The organism is Methylobacillus caricis, assembly GCF_020532705.1.
Taxonomy (GTDB): domain Bacteria; phylum Pseudomonadota; class Gammaproteobacteria; order Burkholderiales; family Methylophilaceae; genus Methylobacillus; species Methylobacillus caricis.
Map to the genome: position 1 here is coordinate 219,733 of NZ_JAJAVD010000001.1, position 17,030 is coordinate 236,762.

Annotated in this window: 14 protein-coding genes and 1 tRNA gene; 8 read left to right on the forward strand and 7 right to left on the reverse strand. The window is 52.5% G+C overall.

The annotated features are described in order from the left end of the window. Positions 1-15: 15 nt before the first annotated feature. The 3 genes from secD to tgt all read right to left on the reverse strand — a co-directional run bounded on the left by secD (position 16) and on the right by tgt (position 3,420). Positions 16-1,845 carry a protein translocase subunit SecD gene (gene secD, locus LG200_RS01115; RefSeq protein ID WP_226755764.1) on the reverse strand — a complete coding sequence of 610 codons (1,830 nt, stop codon included), beginning with the start codon at positions 1,843-1,845 and terminating at the stop codon, positions 16-18. Between the two features lie 65 nt (positions 1,846-1,910). Further along, the gene (yajC, locus tag LG200_RS01120) at positions 1,911-2,231 is read right to left on the reverse strand and encodes a preprotein translocase subunit YajC (protein WP_226755765.1); all 321 of its coding nucleotides are present in this window, start codon (positions 2,229-2,231) and stop codon (positions 1,911-1,913) included. 76 nt (positions 2,232-2,307) lie between these two features. After that, positions 2,308-3,420 (reverse strand): tRNA guanosine(34) transglycosylase Tgt, encoded by a 1,113-nt coding sequence (gene tgt, locus LG200_RS01125; protein ID WP_226755766.1) that lies wholly within the window; start codon positions 3,418-3,420, stop codon positions 2,308-2,310. A 144-nt stretch (positions 3,421-3,564) separates the two neighbouring features. Here tgt and pssA point away from each other — a divergent pair, with 144 nt between their 5' ends. Further along, entirely contained in the window at positions 3,565-4,395 is an 831-nt protein-coding gene (gene pssA, locus LG200_RS01130) for a CDP-diacylglycerol--serine O-phosphatidyltransferase (protein ID WP_226755767.1), read from the forward strand. Between the two features lie 34 nt (positions 4,396-4,429). Here the strand turns inward: pssA and LG200_RS01135 are convergent, their stop codons facing one another. After that, on the reverse strand, positions 4,430-5,821 hold the full coding sequence (locus LG200_RS01135) for a C13 family peptidase (RefSeq protein WP_226755768.1): 1,392 nt from the start codon (positions 5,819-5,821) through the stop codon (positions 4,430-4,432). Positions 5,822-6,126: 305 nt separating this feature from the next. Here LG200_RS01135 and LG200_RS01140 point away from each other — a divergent pair, with 305 nt between their 5' ends. Beyond that, positions 6,127-7,659 carry a 2-isopropylmalate synthase gene (locus LG200_RS01140; protein ID WP_226755769.1) on the forward strand — a complete coding sequence of 511 codons (1,533 nt, stop codon included), beginning with the start codon at positions 6,127-6,129 and terminating at the stop codon, positions 7,657-7,659. Positions 7,660-7,782: 123 nt separating this feature from the next. Next, positions 7,783-8,199 carry a nucleoside diphosphate kinase regulator gene (gene rnk, locus LG200_RS01145; RefSeq protein ID WP_226755770.1) on the forward strand — a complete coding sequence of 139 codons (417 nt, stop codon included), beginning with the start codon at positions 7,783-7,785 and terminating at the stop codon, positions 8,197-8,199. Positions 8,200-8,453: 254 nt separating this feature from the next. On the opposite strand, the gene LG200_RS01150 is transcribed toward rnk, so the two are convergent. Further along, entirely contained in the window at positions 8,454-9,122 is a 669-nt protein-coding gene (locus tag LG200_RS01150) for an energy-coupling factor ABC transporter permease (protein WP_226755771.1), read from the reverse strand. 107 nt (positions 9,123-9,229) lie between these two features. On the opposite strand from LG200_RS01150, the gene LG200_RS01155 reads away from it, so the two are divergent. Then, on the forward strand, positions 9,230-9,892 hold the full coding sequence (locus LG200_RS01155; RefSeq protein ID WP_226755772.1) for a histidinol-phosphatase: 663 nt from the start codon (positions 9,230-9,232) through the stop codon (positions 9,890-9,892). A 15-nt stretch (positions 9,893-9,907) separates the two neighbouring features. Here the strand turns inward: LG200_RS01155 and LG200_RS01160 are convergent, their stop codons facing one another. Continuing rightward, complete coding sequence (locus LG200_RS01160) at positions 9,908-10,717, reverse strand: cytochrome C assembly family protein (protein ID WP_226755773.1); 810 nt, start codon at positions 10,715-10,717, stop codon at positions 9,908-9,910. A 95-nt stretch (positions 10,718-10,812) separates the two neighbouring features. On the opposite strand from LG200_RS01160, the gene ffh reads away from it, so the two are divergent. The 3 genes from ffh (at position 10,813) to LG200_RS01175 (ending at position 13,936) form a co-directional block, all read left to right on the forward strand. Continuing rightward, positions 10,813-12,165, forward strand: coding sequence for a signal recognition particle protein (gene ffh, locus LG200_RS01165; protein ID WP_226755774.1), 1,353 nt, complete (start codon positions 10,813-10,815; stop codon positions 12,163-12,165). A 153-nt stretch (positions 12,166-12,318) separates the two neighbouring features. Continuing rightward, positions 12,319-12,394, forward strand: a tRNA-Lys gene (locus LG200_RS01170). Positions 12,395-12,490: 96 nt separating this feature from the next. Next, a complete protein-coding gene (locus tag LG200_RS01175) occupies positions 12,491-13,936 on the forward strand; it encodes a DHA2 family efflux MFS transporter permease subunit (protein ID WP_226755775.1) in 1,446 nt (481 codons plus the stop codon). 4 nt (positions 13,937-13,940) lie between these two features. On the opposite strand, the gene LG200_RS01180 is transcribed toward LG200_RS01175, so the two are convergent. Then, on the reverse strand, positions 13,941-16,025 hold the full coding sequence (locus LG200_RS01180; protein ID WP_226755776.1) for a TonB-dependent receptor domain-containing protein: 2,085 nt from the start codon (positions 16,023-16,025) through the stop codon (positions 13,941-13,943). A gap of 233 nt (positions 16,026-16,258) precedes the next feature. Between LG200_RS01180 and LG200_RS01185 the strand changes: the two genes are divergently transcribed. Then, positions 16,259-17,011: a PEP-CTERM sorting domain-containing protein gene (locus tag LG200_RS01185; protein ID WP_226755777.1), complete on the forward strand. Its 753-nt coding sequence runs from the start codon at positions 16,259-16,261 to the stop codon at positions 17,009-17,011. Positions 17,012-17,030: the final 19 nt, after the last annotated feature.

Below are 17,030 nucleotides of genomic sequence, written 5' to 3' on the forward strand. Positions count from 1 at the left end.
TGTTCAGTATGGCTTTTAGCCTATGGACAACTTGTTGATCTTGCGGCGGTAGCCATAGATCAAGTTGATCACAGCCCTTGAAATCACCACGGCGCTAAACATCGAGGTCAGAATGCCCAATACGTGTACCACGGCAAAGCCCTTGATCGGACCGGTTCCGAACATGAACAAGGCGACACCGGCAATCAGGGTAGTGACGTTGGCATCCAGGATGGTGTCGAACGCACGGTCATAGCCGGCATGGATAGATGCCTGCGGAGTATTGCCATTGCGTATTTCTTCACGAATCCGTTCGTTGATCAGTACGTTGGCATCAATCGCCATCCCCAATGTCAGCGCGACGGCAGCAATGCCTGGCAGGGTCAGGGTGGCTTGCAGCAGAGACAGCAGGGCCACCAGCAACAGCAGGTTGATGCTCAGCGCCAGTACCGATACGCTACCGAACAGCATGTAGTAGACCAGCATGAATGCGGAAATTGCGACAAACCCCCACAGTGTGGAATGCATTCCGCGCTCAATATTGGCTTCACCCATGCTTGGGCCCACGGTGCGCTCTTCTATGATTTCCATTGGTGCTGCCAGTGCACCGGAGCGCAGGAGCAGGGAAATATCGGTGGCTTCCTGGGTATTGGCCATGCCGGATATCTGCACGCGGCCACCACCGATTTCCTCGCGGATGACCGGGGCGGTAATGACTTCGGCCTGGCCTTTCTCAATTAGCAGGATGGCCATGCGCTTGCCCACGTTTTCGCGGGTGGCCTGTTTGAAGATGCGTGCTCCGCGGCCATCCAGGGTCACGTGTACCACGGCACCGCCACCCTGTTGATCCATGCCTGGTCCTGCATCGGTGATGTAGTCACCGGTCAGGACCACATTTTTCTTCACCAACATGGGCTGGCCATTTCGATCGGTGTAGAAATCGGTGCCGAAAGGGACTTGACCCTTGGCGGCACTTTCCAGTGTCAATGCATTGCTCTTGTCTTCATCCACCATGCGGATTTCCAGGGTAGCAGTACGCCCCAGAATTTCCTTGGCCTTGGCAGTATCCTGCACACCTGGAAGCTGTACCACGACACGATCCAGGCCTTGTTGCTGAATCACGGGCTCGGCAACGCCCAGCTCGTTGATCCGGTTATGCAGGGTCTGGATGTTCTGCTTGAGTGCAAACTCCTGAATGCGCTTCTGCGCAGGCTGGCTCAGCACAGCTTTCAGGACCTTGTCGTCACCATGATCTTCTGTGCTGAAGGTCAGGTCTGGGTATTCCTTTGACAGTGTTTTTTCTGCCTTTGTGAGCTGGGCTGTATCCTTGAAGCGGATCTTGACGGCTTGGCCTTCACGCGAGACTCCAAGGTAACTCAAGCGCGCGCTGCGCAATGCACTGCGGAAGTCTCCCACATAGCGCTCAGCTGCCTGGTCCAGCGCAGCCTTCATGTCCACCTGCAATAGGAAGTGTACGCCGCCACGCAAATCCAGGCCCAGGTACATTGGGCGGGCACCGATGCTGCGCAGCCATTCCGGGGAGCGGGAAAGCAGATTGAGCGCAATCACGTAATCCTTGCCCAGGCGGCTTTGCAAGATATCCTTGGCTTTCAGCTGGGTATCTGTATTCGCAAACCGCACCTTGACGCCGTTGGTGTCGAGAAACAAAGCCTCAAACTGGATTTCTTCCTGGTTGAGGATGTTTTCCGTGTTGGCAAGCAACGCAGAGTCCACTTTGGCATTGGTCTTAGCTGCAGTGATTTGGACAGCTGGCGATTCGCCGAACAGATTAGGCGCCGCATAGAGCAGCCCCAGCACAACAACGACCAGCACTAGCAGGTATTTCCATAAAGGGTAGCGGTTCATGAAGCAGCTCGCATTTCAGTGTTTCGATATTTTTAAAGTCGGATTTCAATAGTGGCAGCGGACTGTTACAAGGCCTTGATGGTGCCCTTGGGCAGCAAGGTTTGTACGGTGTGCTTTTGAACGGTGATTACGGTTTCAGGTGCAATTTCCAGGCTGACATAGCCTTCGCCCACCTTGGTGATTCTGCCGACGATGCCTGATGTGGTGGTGACTTCATCACCTTTTTGCAGGGCTTCTATCAGTTTGCGTTGTTCCTTGGCCTGTTTCATTTGAGGGCGGATCAGCATGAACCAGAACAATACAAAGATCACGACCAAGGGGATAAAGCTGGTCCAGTCTGGAGCAGACTGTGCTGCTTCTGCAGCGATAGCGGAACTGATAAACACAGGTAATCTTCCTTTACTTATAGAGTGAATTGCTTGAAGCGCAAAATATTAGCCCAAAATTCTAACATAGTGTGATTTATGCTTCTTTCTGGATGTTTTGACGATTTTGCTTGAACGTGTTGACGAAAGCTGCAAACTCGCCTTGTTCAATTGCTAGGCGCATGCCGGCCATCAATTCCTGGTAATAATGCAGGTTGTGGATGGTGTTAAGCCGGGCGCCCAGTATCTCGCCAGTCCGGTGCAGGTGATGCAGGTAGGCACGGCTGAAATTGCGACAGGCATAACAAGCACAGTCTTCATCCAGTGGCCTGGTGTCCTGGCGATGACGCGCATTCTTCAGCTTGATGTCGCCGTTGCGTGTGAACAGCCAGCCATTACGTGCGTTGCGGGTGGGCATGACGCAATCGAACATATCAATGCCATGGGAAACTGCATCGACCAAGTCTTCCGGTGTGCCAACTCCCATGAGGTAACGCGGCTTATTGGTCGGCATTCGCGGCGCGGTGTGGGCCAGCATGCGCAACATGTCTGCTTTGGGCTCGCCTACGGAAAGGCCGCCAATGGCGTAACCGTCAAAGTCAATTTCGGTCAGTCCATGTAGTGATTCGTCACGCAGGTCCTCGTACATCCCGCCCTGGATGATGCCGAACAATGCATTGGGGTTCCCGGCATGGGCGGCTTTGCTGCGCGCTGCCCAGCGCAGGCTGAGGCGCATGGAGTCGCGGGCTTCTATATGAGTAGCAGGATAAGGTGTGCATTCATCAAAAATCATGACAATGTCTGAATTCAGCACTTTCTGTATGCGCATGGATTCCTCAGGCGTGAGAAAACAGCTGTCACCATTGATGGGAGAGCGGAAACGCACGCCTTCTTCGGTAATCTTGCGGAGATCACCCAGACTCCAGACCTGAAAGCCTCCAGAGTCGGTGAGTATGGGGCCATCCCAACCCATGAACTTGTGCAGGCCGCCGTGCGCAGCTACAACATCAAGCCCGGGGCGCAACCAGAGATGGAAGGTGTTGCCAAGCAGGATATGCGCACCGATCTCACGTACCTCTACTGGAGACAGCGATTTCACAGAGCCATAAGTGCCTACAGGCATGAAGGCCGGGGTCTGTACCTCACCATGTGCGAGGCCAACTGTGCCGCGCCTGGCAGCACCGTCTTGATTGATTAGGGTAAATTCCATGATTCTGAACCAAATTTCAAGCCGCGATACTATCACGGACTGGACTTGAATATGGACATGGAGTGTAAGCCATGCGCTTTGTTATACTGTGCGCAATTGTGCGCAGATGACCTGTGCCATCATGACAATCAAGGAAATCCTGGTATGGCTGAATCCCCTCTTCGTCCGCGTCGTCCCGGTTCGCTCATAGAGCCGGGGCTGCGTGAGCGCAGTATTTACCTGCTCCCTAACTTGTTTACCACCGCTGCATTATTTGCTGGTTTTTATGCGATTGTTCAGGCAATGAACGGAAAGTTTGAGTATTCCGCTGTGGCTATCTTTATTGCCATGGTCATGGATGGGCTTGATGGCCGGGTGGCGCGTATGACCAATACGCAGAGTGCATTTGGTGCGGAGTACGATAGCTTGTCGGATATGGTGTCCTTTGGTGTTGCGCCGGCTTTGGTGCTTTATGTATGGGCATTGAAACCCCTGGGCAAGCTGGGCTGGATTGCGGCATTTATTTATTGTGCGGGTGCAGCATTGCGCCTGGCGCGCTTCAATACAAAGCTGGATGAGAGTGACAAGCGATATTTCCAGGGTCTGCCCAGTCCGGCGGCAGCGGCATTGCTGGCTGGCCTGGTATGGGTGGCGCATGAAAACAGTGTAAGTGGCGCTGAAGTGTTTTTTGGCTGGGTCAAAATGCAATGGGTAGCATGGACCATTACCTTGTTTGCTGGCTTGTCCATGGTAAGCGACTTGCGCTATTACAGTGGCAAGGATATCAACCTGCGTCGCAGTGTGCCATTTGTCGTGATTCTCCTGATAGTGCTGGCCTTTGTATTGATTTCCTATAGCCCGCCAGAGGTTCTTTTTGCCGTGTTCCTGGTCTATGGCATATCAGGTTATGTGCTGTGGATATGGCAAAAACGCAAACCCAGGGTACCTGCGAGCCAGCCGCCGCAAGACAGTGTGAGCGACAAGCCTGTCGAGTAATCACGAGGGACTGGCCCGATGGGCAGGGATGGAGTTACCGTTCTTTTGCCAGCTCCTTGAGCAATGGACGGATGCCGTCGCCTAGGTAAATCTGCGGGTTGGAGAACCCATCATCCTTGCCAGCTTCTTGCTCACGCTGGCGTATTTTTGGCAATGCCTGCCTGAAGGCTTCCTCGAAAGAGTATGTGTTGCGCAGGCCTTCATCAAATACGGCTTGGCCAAAGAATGTGAGTTCGGAGCGACTACCGCAACCATACGAGGTATGTGTGCTGTCTGCTGCTGTCATGATCAGGGTGTTGGGGGTTTTCAATGGCTCTATCCAACTGCCGGAAAAGCATGCAGATACTGCAATGATGCGATTCTTGATGCCTGCCTTGTCAAGCCACAGGTTAAGGGTTTGCGGTGTTAGCGGATCAGTTTCCAGCGGCCATAGTGATGCACTCAACTCACCATCTTTTGCGCCATGCGAGGTCAGGTATATAAAGAGGATGTCATGCTCCCTGTCCATGATGTCTGCTGCACGGTTAATGGCACGCTCCAGGTTTTCCAGGCTGGCCCAGGGCAGATTTTCCAGTGTGGCAGGATGATTTACCAGCTCTTGCATATGGCCAGCTGCGTCAAATCGTTCCTCGATTACTGCGTTGACCATACTGCTTTCACGCAGGAATACAGCTTCCTCACCATAAGGTGCATAGGTAATGCTGAATAAATCTATCACGCCTGGCCGCTCTGGCTTGAGTGCTGTGCGCTGCTTGATGGCCAGTTGGAGTTGGGTTTCCAGTTTCTCCTGTGTCAGTTGCAAACTGTTCTCCACTTCAGCATTGTCCGTCTGCTGGGGCAGCCAAAACATGGGAGCTTGAGAAAAATGCACAAGCAAAGGCATGCCAATGGCAAAAATCCCGGCAAGTACTATTAGTCTTCCCCTGGACTGGGTGACGCGTGTCAGCAGTAACCAGTAAGCCAAGGCTCCCCATGCGGACATGCCGATATAAAGTGCCCAGTGCCAGTTTGAGCCGTCAAGTCCCTGAGGCTGGATGAACAAGAGGTAAGCCAGTGTGCTGATGACGTCCAGGGTAAATACCTGTCCTACGCCAAGGGCAAATAGCGAGGCTGCCTGGGTATTTCGGCCTTGCCGCTTTGCGCAATCTGTCAGATACCAGCAGATCCAGATGAGGAGTATGGTAATTAGCCAGCCCCATAAAATGGCTTTGGGGTAAAACTCGGCAGGCCCGGCGATGACCGTGCGGCTCATCAGGATTGAAGCCACCGTGGTAAGTATCACCATGACCAACAGTGCCAGTGGCCCGATATGAAGATCGGTGGCTGATACCCTGAGGAAAAAGGCACTTCTGAAGCCGCGAACAAAGAAAGTGTGCAAGGCGCGGTTTATTTTTTTCATCGGAGTGGGTTCTGGCGTTAAATTCATGTTGACCATCCTGCCTTAAATTGGGCCAAAAGTTCAAGGAAATGTGATGGTTCTTCGGCATATCATGCGATGTTATGTTGCTTGACTTGCCTTGGTCGAGGAAAAGAATTATATTCAAAGCCCTATGCAATCCCCCAGACACAATACTGACTTTCCTGTTCTAGCGGCCAGCCTGGCCCGGGTTGGTCTGTTGCTGCGTATTACGCGCTAGAAGACTTCTCGCCAGTTATACAGTCGTCATCTGTACCATGACGCAAACTCACTCCTAAACCCCCATATTAAATTTAGTTGATGGAACAAAGGCCATGACAAATAAGCAGTTGATCATTTTCGATACCACTTTGCGGGATGGTGAACAAAGTCCTGGTGCTGCAATGACCAAGGACGAAAAGCTCAGGATTGCGCGCCAGTTGGAGAAGCTGGGCGTCAATGTGATCGAGGCGGGTTTTGCGGCTGCCAGCCCGGGAGATTTTGATGCGATACGCGCAATTGCCGAGGTGATTACCGAGTCTACCGTCTGTTCCCTGGCGCGTGCCAACGAAAACGATATTCGCCGCGCCGGCGAAGCCGTTGCTCCTGCCAAGAAACGCCGGATCCATACTTTTATTGCGACCAGCCCCATTCACATGCAGAACAAGCTGCGCATGACACCTGAGCAGGTGCTGGAGCGTGCGGTGCAGGCAGTGAAGTGGGCACTGGAATATACCGAAGATGTGGAGTTCTCAGCCGAGGATGCGGTGCGTTCCGATATGGATTTCCTGGTCCAGGTGTTTGATGCGGTGATTGCCGCTGGAGCCAAAACGATTAATGTGCCCGATACCGTGGGTTACTCTGTGCCTGTCCAGTGGGGCGAGCGCATGCAGCAACTGATTGCGCGCGTGAAAGAGTCTGACAAGGTGGTCTGGTCTACCCATTGCCATAATGACCTGGGGATGGCTGTAGCCAACTCCCTGGCTGCCGTGCTGGCCGGTGCCCGGCAGGTGGAGTGCACTATCAACGGGCTGGGCGAGCGGGCAGGAAACGCCAGCCTGGAAGAGGTCGTGATGGCGGTCAAGACACGCCGTGACATTTTCCAGCTTGAAACCAGCATAGATACCACCCAGATTGTGGCCACCTCCAAGCTGGTTTCCACGATTACCGGTTATCCCGTGCAACCCAACAAGGCAGTGGTGGGAGCCAACGCGTTTGCGCATGAATCCGGTATTCACCAGGATGGGGTGCTGAAGCACCGAGAAACCTATGAAATCATGCGGGCAGAAGATGTGGGCTGGGGAGCGAACAAGCTGACGCTGGGCAAGTTGTCTGGCCGGAATGCATTCCGTACCCGTCTGACCGAACTGGGCATCACGCTTGAAGGTGACGATGCACTCAATGCAGCTTTTGCGCGTTTCAAGGAACTGGCTGATAAGAAGTCCGAGATATTTGACGAGGATATTCAGGCCCTGGTGAGTGATAACGTGATCAGTGAGGAATGTTTCAAGCTGGCTTATTTGCAAGTGGCTTCGCAAACTGGCGAAATCCCGCATGCGGTAGTCACTGTGACAGAAAACGGCGTAGAGCGACGGGCGGAAGCTGATGGTGGCGGCCCTGTTGATGCGGCATTCAAGGCCATTGAGCAGATTGTAGCGAGTGGTGCCGAGTTGCAGCTTTACTCTGTCAACAATATTACCAGCGGTACTGATGCACAGGGTGAGGTGACTGTACGCCTGTCTAAGGGGGGGCGTATCGTCAATGGGCAGGGGGCAGATACCGATATCGTGATTGCCTCGGCCAAGGCTTACCTGAATGGATTGAACAAGCTGCATGCAAATGCAGAACGTGCACATCCCCAAGTCTAGTGGTGACGCCCGCGATCAGTATCGCTGTTGCTGGGTGTATTACAGGGTAATGAATGTAGTAACGCTTAACTTGGTAATGCTGGGTTAAGCGTACTTAAAAGTTAAATGAAAAAGGAGTTTTCCATGTTGCAAGGTGCTATCCAGGTTACAAGTTTCGACATGAACCGATTGTTTTCCATGATAGAGCAGTTGCGCAAGAGCGGTTTCCGCGAAGATGGCAATCTGAGCAAGCTGGAGGAAGAGCTTGCGCGAAGCGAAGAGGTGGCTGCAGAGCAGGTGGCTGCAGATGTGGTCACCATGAACTCCCGCGTATTATTGCGCGATGAAGCCAGCGGGCATGACATGCTCTGCACCTTGGTATTTCCTGCAGATGCCAATGCTTCCGAAAACCGTATTTCCGTGGTGGCACCATTGGGCACGGCCATTCTTGGATACCGTGTAGGAGATGTGGTGAATTGGGCAATGCCGGGTGGTGTGCGTCAATACAAAATCCTTGAGATCAGTTATCAGCCAGAAGCAGCTGGGGATTTTCACCTTTAATATTTGAATCGTGTGCCAAGGCGCCTGTATCTAGGCGCCTTTTTTGTTATTGCTGGATATATAAAGCAAAGCCGTGCTTATAGATCTTCTTTTTATTTTAGACAGTACGTCCGGTACTTGCTACAGCTATAGGTTTGTAAATTCGGCGAGTCATGCTGGGGCATTTTTTCCAACGAGATGATAGGCCGCGCCGGATATATGCCTTGGCATTTGAGTTGGGTTTATTGCTGTCATCAGCGGTAAGGTGAGGGCTGCTAATGCCTGGTTTTCAGGTAGCGTTTATCACTGAAAGTCATTAGCCACTGGGGGCGGAAGGCTGTCATCAATGTGACGGCCATGCCTGTTAATAGCGCCTCTGACCAGCCAATCAGGATGTAGTAAGGCAGGTAGTTGCTGAGCAAATATGCCCCCGGGTATGCCTCCATGCCGACCAAGGCAAGCACGGCACTGAGACCGCAAACGTTGATGGTGACTCCTGCGCAGAAAAAACCGCAGACAAAAATATAAATCACCAGGTGGTTGGGCAATTTACTGTCCACCAGTCGGAAAACGTTATAGCTGAATGCTACCGGGATGACTGCCATAATCAGGAAGTTGATCCCCAGCGCATGCCAGCCCGTCATGCTGAATGCTGCATTGCTGAGGAAGATGGTTGCCATGGCAACCAGTGCCAGTTGCCAGCGGAACATCAGGCAAAGCACGGTAGCGCCAAGCAAATGGATATCCAGCCCCGGCTTGATGCCTGCCTTGATATTCCAGATTACGAGCAATGTAACGATAGAGCCGAGGAAAACATGTTGCAGGCCAGGGTCAGCGAGATGTTTCCATGGAGCCTTGGTGACGGCGTATGCCAGCAGGACTAATGCCAGGATGTTGGCTGGCCATTGCCATGCTGCCGGAATCAGGTAGTCCGGCAGATTCATGACCGGAGTCTCCAGGCGGATATCTGCCAGCCAGCAATATTCAGCATCGCGAACTTCGGTTTCATAAGCTAAACTCTAGCAATTTTTGCAGTGGATGGAGAAACAATTTGCAACTCGCTCTCTTTGATCTCGACAATACCCTTCTGGCTGGAGACAGTGATTTTCAATGGGGTCAGTTCCTTATCAAGAAGGGACTGCTTAACGCTGAAGATCACTTGGCCAAGAATCTCGGGTTCTATGAAGATTACAAGGCTGGCAACCTCGATATCTATGCTTTTCTTGATTTCCAGCTCAAGCCTTTGAGCGAGCACAAACGTAACGAATTGGATGCCCTCCATCGTGAATACATGGAGCAGACTATCCGCCCGATGATCACGGACAAGGCGCGCGCATTAGTAGAGAAACACAGGGAGAACGGCGACCTGTTAATGATTATTACCGCTACCAATAGTTTTGTGACTGGCCCGATTGCCAAAGAGTTCGGCATAGACAACCTGATAGGCACCACGCCTGAGGAAATTGATGGGGAGTTTACAGGCCGGGTGAGTGGGACTCCGAGCTTCCAGACAGGGAAGATCACTCGCCTGAAGGAATGGCTGGCTGAGCGTAATCAAACCCTGGATAGTTATGAAGTCAGCTGGTTTTATAGTGACTCACACAATGACCTGCCACTCATGAAACTGGTGGACAAGCCAGTCGCTGTAGATCCTGACCACACCTTGAAATCGCATGCGGAATCTGCTGGATGGCCGGTAATTAGCCTGAGATAGGCTGCAAGTGACTTGCTAGCGGTGCAGCAGGACTTCCAGCACAAACTTGCTGCCGGCATAGGCCAGTAACAGCACCACGAATCCGCTCAATGTCCAGCGGATTGCAATACGGCCGCGCCAGCCGTATATCCGGCGGCCCAATAGCAGGCCCCCGAAAATCAGCCATGAGAGGATGGTGAATACATTCTTGTGGGTCATTCGAAGCGGGTGGTCAAACAATAGCTCCGAGAACATCATGCCGCTGATCAGGGTCAGGGTCAGCAGGACAAACCCCAGGGTAATGATGCGGAACAACAGGGTTTCCATCGTCATCAATGGAGGGAAATCCGGCAAGCTGATCCAGGTGGATTTCTGGTGTAGCTTGCGTTCTGCCGCGGTCATCAACAGGGCATGCAGTGCTGCAAAAGTCAGCAGGCTGTAGGCGAGCATGGCGATCACCATGTGTACGACAAATAGGGGTTGGTCAGCATAGGGTAAGACGTGTGCTTCCGGCACCAGTTTTTGTAACAATACGAAAAATGCAGCTGGTGGCAGCACAAATGCTTGCAGGCTATGCAAATGGTGTCGGAAATTGGTGAGCCAGTAAATCAGGACCGTGAGCCAAAGAATGGTGGACAAGGCATTGGAAAAGCTCAGGTTGAGGCCATGCTGAAATAGGGAGGTATAGAGCAGGGCAGCATGCAACACCAGTCCGACCGCAATCAGGCCAGATTGCCAATTAGCGCTTTGATGCACGTTTTTTGCCGTGGTTTTGGTATTGCGCCAATAGTTGGTGGCAACAAGCAGGTAGATGAAAGCAGTAATAAAAGGCAGAAACTCAATCATACGTCGTGATGACTTGGGTTAGAATTCATATATTCATAACACTATAACATGCAGCTGTTCAACTAAGCGTTGTTGCTGCATGACCGATACTCATCATGTTTGAAAATCTAAGCAGTAGATTACAGCAAGTCGTTAAAACATTGCGCGGCCATGCGCGCCTGACCGAGGACAATATAGCCGATGCCATGCGGGAAGTACGCATGGCCCTGCTTGAGGCAGATGTTGCCTTACCCGTGGTCAAGGAATTTATTGGCCAAGTCAAGGAGCGGGCGCAAGGACGTGAGGTATTGCAAAGCCTGACGCCGGGCCAGGCCGTGATCCAGGTGGTGCACGAGGAGCTGACCAAGCTGATGGGCCAGCAGAACAGCGGCCTGAACCTTTCTACCACGCCTCCTGCCATTATCCTGATGGCAGGCTTGCAAGGTTCTGGTAAGACAACTACCTCTGCCAAGCTGGCGCGCCTGCTCAAGGCTGACAAGAAAAAAGTCCTGCTGGCCAGTGCTGACGTTTATCGTCCTGCGGCGATAGAGCAGTTGAAAACCCTGGCCAAAAGCCTGGAAGTGGACTGTTTTGATTCCAATGCCACGCAAAAGCCATCCGATATTGCTATTCAGGCACTGGATTTTGCCAAGCGCCATTTTTATGATGTGTTGATTTTTGATACCGCCGGCCGTCTGGGTATTGATGAAGCCATGATGGCGGAAATCAAACAATTGCATGAGTATCTGCAGCCGATAGAAACGCTATTTGTGGTAGATGCCATGCAAGGCCAGGATGCAGTCAACACTGCCCGTGCCTTTGGCGAGACCCTGCCATTGACAGGCGTGGTGCTTACCAAGCTGGATGGCGATGCACGCGGCGGTGCCGCACTTTCTGTGCGGCATGTCACCGGCAAGCCTATCAAGTTCATCGGTGTAAGCGAGAAAGTGGATGGGATTGAGCTATTCCATCCAGAGCGTATGGCATCACGCGTGCTGGGCATGGGTGATGTGCTCTCGTTGATTGAACAGGCTCAAAAGAATGTAGACCTGGATGAAGCGAGAAAGCTGGCAGATAAGGTCAAATCCGGCAAAGGGTTTGATCTTGAAGACTTCAAGGCCCAGATGCAGCAGATGCGTAAAATGGGGGGCATGGGTGCGTTGATGGACAAAATGCCCGCCCAGGTTGCCGGGATGGCAGGCCAGATGAATGGTGAGGCCGGCGACAAGGCCATGCGACGCATAGAGGGCATTATCAATTCCATGACCCCGCTGGAGCGCCGCAAGCCGGAATTAATCAAGGCTACCCGCAAACGCAGAATTGCCGCGGGCGCCGGTGTGCAAGTGCAGGAAGTGAACCGCCTGCTCAACCAGTTCGAAGAAGTGCAGAAAATGATGAAGATGTTTTCCAAGGGCGGCATGGGGAAAATGATGCGCGCCATGCAGGGCCGTTTCCCCGGCATGAGGTAATTTCCCATATTCTCTTCTTGCCTATAGCACTTTAATTGGGTGGATTATCCCTGCGCTGGCGTGATTTTTCGATAATTACTATCAATCTTGCATTGACGCATAGCGCGCTTTTCTTCATAATTGCGCGCTTTCCGAGGTGAGCCTCTCATCTCAGGGCTGTTAGCTCAGTTGGTAGAGCAGCGGACTTTTAATCCGTTTGTCACAGGTTCGAATCCCGTACAGCCCACCAGTTTCATGAAAAGGGTTAGCATCAGCTAACCCTTTTTTCATTTCTCGGTATCAATGCCGGGTTAAGTTAAGAACTTGTCACTCTGGGACCATGCCAATGCAAGCCAATCATCCTACAGACACCCGCAGCCGCTGGCTGGCTCTTATTGTGTTGTGCTTTGGTGTGCTGATGATAGTGCTGGACACGACCATAGTGAATGTAGCGTTGCCTTCCATACGCGCTGATCTTGGCTTCAGCGAGATTTCCTTGGTATGGGTGGTCAATGCCTATATGCTGACTTTTGGCGGATTCTTGCTGCTGGGCGGCCGTTTGGGCGATATTTTTGGGCAGAGGCGCCTGTTCCTGCTCGGTATTGCCTTTTTTACCCTGGCCTCGCTGTCCTGCGGCATTGCCAATAGCCAGGCGCAATTGATCTGGGCGCGCGCATTGCAAGGCCTGGGTGGGGCGGTAGTCTCTGCCGTGGCTTTGTCCCTGATCATGAATTTGTTTACCGGGCAGGCCGAGAGAGCCAAGGCCATGGGCGTGTATGGCTTTGTCTGCGCCGGTGGCGGCAGCCTGGGGGTATTGCTGGGTGGTGTGCTGACGAGCAGCCTGAGCTGGCACTGGATTTTCCTGGTCAATCTGCCGATAGGAATAGCTGTCTATCTTCTCTGTGTGTCCCTCCTGCCTCATCAGGTTACCGAGGCCAAGCCTCAGCGACTGGATATTGCCGGGGCCGTCACCATTACCAGTTCCATGATGCTGGCCGTTTACGCGATTGTGAATGGCAATGAAGCCGGTTGGATTTCCATGCAGACGATGGGTATGTTCGCGTTGGCCATCATGTTGTTTATAGGGTTTATTGTCGTGCAGATGCGAGTGTCGACACCGTTGATGCCCTTGAGCCTGTTCCGCCACCGTAATGTGTCGGTGGCCAATGTGGTAGCGGTGCTGTGGGCTGCTGCGTTGTTTGCCTGGTTTTTCATGTCTGCCCTTTACCTGCAGTTTGTCCTGGGTTATGACGCGCTCAAGGTGGGTCTGGCATTCCTTCCCGCTAACCTGGTGATGGCTTTGTTGTCACTCGGGTTTTCAGCCAGGCTGGTGATGCGTTTTGGCATCCGATACTCTTTGGTGGCCGGCCTTGCCCTGGCGGCTTTGGGCTTGCTCTGGTTTGCCCGCGTGCCCTTACAAGGAAATTTCCTGGTTGATATCCTGCCAGCCATGGTCCTGCTGGGGCTTGGCGGCGGGGTTGCTTTCAATCCCTTATTGCTGGCGGCAATGAACGATGTGGCGCCGGAAGATTCAGGACTGGCCTCCGGCGTGGTCAATACGGCCTTCATGATGGGCGGTGCGGTCGGACTGGCGGTGCTTGCCAGCCTGGCCGCCCTGGTCAGCCAACGCCTGCTGGCCGTTGACACGGCCTTGCCAGTGGCTCTGTTGCAGGGCTACAGGCTGGCTTTTCTGCTGGGTGCAGTTTCCGCAGGGATCGGGGCAGTGCTTGTGCTGCTGTTGATGCGTGAAAGCGCCTCAGACAGTGCACGTCATGCAGCGGTCATGCATTAGCAGGCTAAAAGTCCAGCCGCATGCCGAGTTCTATATTGCGGCCCAGCTCCGGGCTGTAATAGCGCAGGAATGAGGTGCTGTTGCGAATTTCTGCATTGGTGACGTTGCGCATGTTGATGAAGAAGTCACCCTTGATACTTTCGCTTACCTGCAAGCTTCTGCGCAAGGAAATATCAATCTTGTCGTAGCTATCGGTTCCAGGTTCTAATTCAACCTGATCAACCTTGATCATGGTGCCTGTGCGCTCTTGTGCCTGCACATGGGTATACCTCAAATCTGCCTCCCATTTGCCGTATCCTGTCTGGATGAACAAACCCTGTCTTGCCGGCGCCAGCCTGGGAACATAAGTCCCATCGTTCAGCAAGCCGCGGACCTGGTCTGCAAATAAGCTGGCCCTGAATTTCCTGAATCCAGGGACCTTCAACGGTAATCCGGCCTCTAATTCATAACCGTGAAAATCGGCATCTTGTTGTGCCTGCTGCATCACTATCAAACATGTCGTGAGCCTGGTGCAAACCGGTTTAGGAATGGGCAGGATCGCATCAGTCTGATATTTATTACCCGTGTTGTACTGGTAAATATAGTTATCAGCCGAGTATTTAAACAGATTCAGGATGCCCTCCAGTTTTCCCAGCTTCTGCTGCAACCTGACATCCCATCCATTCAAGGTTTCAATCTCAAGCTCCTTATTGCCGAAGTCATATGTGCGTGTTGCCAAGTGAGGCCCGACAGCATAAAGCTCTTGCACATCCGGCGCTCTTCTTGCTATCCATCGATTAAGCGTGATGCTCCCGGTCTGGTGGATCCAGCTGAACGCCATTGAAAAACTTTCCGGGCTGAAGTCTCTTTTAGGCTGGGCGACAGGAATAATGATCGGGCCAAACCTTGTGAGCTGGTCGTCTGGGTCCAGTCTCACCTGTTCCTTACGATAACCAAACTCTAGTTGGAACGGCTTCATATCCAGTGTTTCAATAAGATAGAGGCCACTGGAGTTGATGCTGGTTGCAGGCGCGAATGCTTCGACCCCTAGGGCTGCGAACTCCCGGCCTATGCCGTGGAATCCCAATACTCCTGACAGGTTGGGGACCAATCGATGGTTGAACTCCAGCCGTGATTCAATCACGTCATTGGTAAAGCGCGTCTGGGGTAGGCCATTGTCTAACTCATCATGCTTGTAACGAGATTTGCCTATCCTCAAGGCAATGCTTTCCAGCCATTGCGTATCCAAAAATAGCTCGCCTTTAAGGTCAATCCGCTCCTGCCGCATGTCTATACGGACTCTTTCGCTGCCTTCTATCGTGCCTCCGCCGTGGCTGTGCGCAGGCCCTAGGGGTATTCCGTAATTACTGGCATACTGGCTTAGCGATATCCCGATATAGCCTTTTTCTCCAAAATAGCTGGCGCCTACACTGCCGCCCTTGCTACGGGCGTTGGTATTATCCGTATAACCATGAGTGTTACTGGGAGAGGGGATATCCAGGACTCTGGCAATATCTTCCTGGTCGATGGCATATCCGGGAATTTGAATATTGTTGCTATCGCGGCCATGAATGTCGGCATGGAAAGCAATGCTGTTGAGCTTGGCCAAAATCTCGCTGGCAAACACTTTTTCATCATGGTTGGTGTTGAACCTGATTTGAGTTGTGGTTTTAGTTCTAGGCGGCAAACTTTCAGGAATCCTGCCATCTTTAATTTCAATTGCGCCACCTATTGCTCCGCCTCCATTACGAATAGTGGCTGGCCCCTTCAAAACCGTGATTTCCTTGGCGAGTAAGGACTCGACCGTTGTTCCATGGTCTGGGCTTATGGCAGAAGCATCATGGGTGCCTACCCCATTGACCATGACCCTGGTGCGTGGTCCGTGCTGGCCGCGTATCAATGGCAGGCCCACATTGGGGCCAAATGTTGAGTTGGCGACCCCCAGCTCATCCTGCAAGGTGGCCCCCAAGGTAGCCGCGCTTTTCTGCATTAATTCTTTACCCGAGATGACAGTTTGTGGCTCCAGCGATCTGGATGTTTTTTCCTGCTCGGTGCTGACTTCTATTGCCTCCAGGGTAACGGTTTCAGCTTCTGCCGTAATGCCTGCCACGGGAATGCAAAGAGGGAGCAGGGCAGCATAAGCATTGTTTATTCTGATATTTAGCTTGGGGATTTTCACGGTTAATGGCTGCAATATTGGTATTTTTACCCATATTAATGCAACTATGTTTCTTTGTGCAACAATATTGCATTTAGCAACTAAATTGCATTAAGATGCAACAAGGGTTGGATATTGGATCCATGCAAGCCCTTCATCTTTCTGTTAATAAGGGAGTAATACCAATGCGTAAATTAATAGCGCCGCTTGTCATTGCGGCAGGTTTGTTCAGTGCCCCGGCTTTTGCTGAAGATCATCTGCATGCAGGGGATATTGAAATTGAAATTGAAAACGGCCAATTGGGCACCCATGGTGCCGGGCATTATCAGGATGGCTCGGGTTATGCGATTTTTGAGGCGGATTTCCGTGATCTGGCCAAGGGCCCTTATGCCACGAACTCTCCCGGGTTTGACAGTCATGCTGACGTGTTTGACCAAGGCGACATCATTGGTTACCAGGCTATCGGTGCATTATGGGCATGGAACGGCGCCAGCTGGACCAGCTCCGTATTGAACAATGAAGTCATCACGCTGGGCGGCAATCTGGGTGAAACCTCCAGCTGGACCGTGGCAGGTGTGACCGGCGATGCCATTGGCACTCTTGGCCAAGCTGGATCCGGCGGCAATATCCACGAGCACCTGACTTTCACTGTTTCCACGCCAAGCGGACTGCCAACTGAGGGCGCCTACTACATTACCTTGCAACTGATTTCCGCTGACCTCAACTCCAGTTTTGATGGCATTGTTGCTAATGGCAAATATGCCAGTTCCGATCCTTTTTACCTGGTCTTCAACAATGGTTTGAGTTCCGGCGAATTCCATGCCGCTGTGCACGGCCTGGCGGATATTGCGCCAGTACCGGAGCCTAGCTCTTATGCCCTGCTGCTGCTGGGCATGGGTGTAATCGGCTGGCAATTGCGTAGACGTAGCCAGGCTTAACCTGTCCGACGAAATGGTG

What these genes read in the sequence shown, in the direction of transcription:
- LG200_RS01150 (WP_226755771.1), bottom strand. Translation starts at nt 9,122, where the DNA reads ATGAATCTGCCGGACTACCTGATTCCGGCAGCATGGCAATGGCCAGCC.
- secD (WP_226755764.1), bottom strand. Translation starts at nt 1,845, where the DNA reads ATGAACCGCTACCCTTTATGGAAATACCTGCTAGTGCTGGTCGTTGTT.
- pssA (WP_226755767.1), top strand. Translation starts at nt 3,565, where the DNA reads ATGGCTGAATCCCCTCTTCGTCCGCGTCGTCCCGGTTCGCTCATAGAG.
- ffh (WP_226755774.1), top strand. Translation starts at nt 10,813, where the DNA reads ATGTTTGAAAATCTAAGCAGTAGATTACAGCAAGTCGTTAAAACATTG.
- LG200_RS01140 (WP_226755769.1), top strand. Translation starts at nt 6,127, where the DNA reads ATGACAAATAAGCAGTTGATCATTTTCGATACCACTTTGCGGGATGGT.
- LG200_RS01160 (WP_226755773.1), bottom strand. Translation starts at nt 10,717, where the DNA reads ATGATTGAGTTTCTGCCTTTTATTACTGCTTTCATCTACCTGCTTGTT.
- rnk (WP_226755770.1), top strand. Translation starts at nt 7,783, where the DNA reads ATGTTGCAAGGTGCTATCCAGGTTACAAGTTTCGACATGAACCGATTG.
- LG200_RS01135 (WP_226755768.1), bottom strand. Translation starts at nt 5,821, where the DNA reads ATGAATTTAACGCCAGAACCCACTCCGATGAAAAAAATAAACCGCGCC.
- LG200_RS01185 (WP_226755777.1), top strand. Translation starts at nt 16,259, where the DNA reads ATGCGTAAATTAATAGCGCCGCTTGTCATTGCGGCAGGTTTGTTCAGT.
- tgt (WP_226755766.1), bottom strand. Translation starts at nt 3,420, where the DNA reads ATGGAATTTACCCTAATCAATCAAGACGGTGCTGCCAGGCGCGGCACA.
- LG200_RS01175 (WP_226755775.1), top strand. Translation starts at nt 12,491, where the DNA reads ATGCAAGCCAATCATCCTACAGACACCCGCAGCCGCTGGCTGGCTCTT.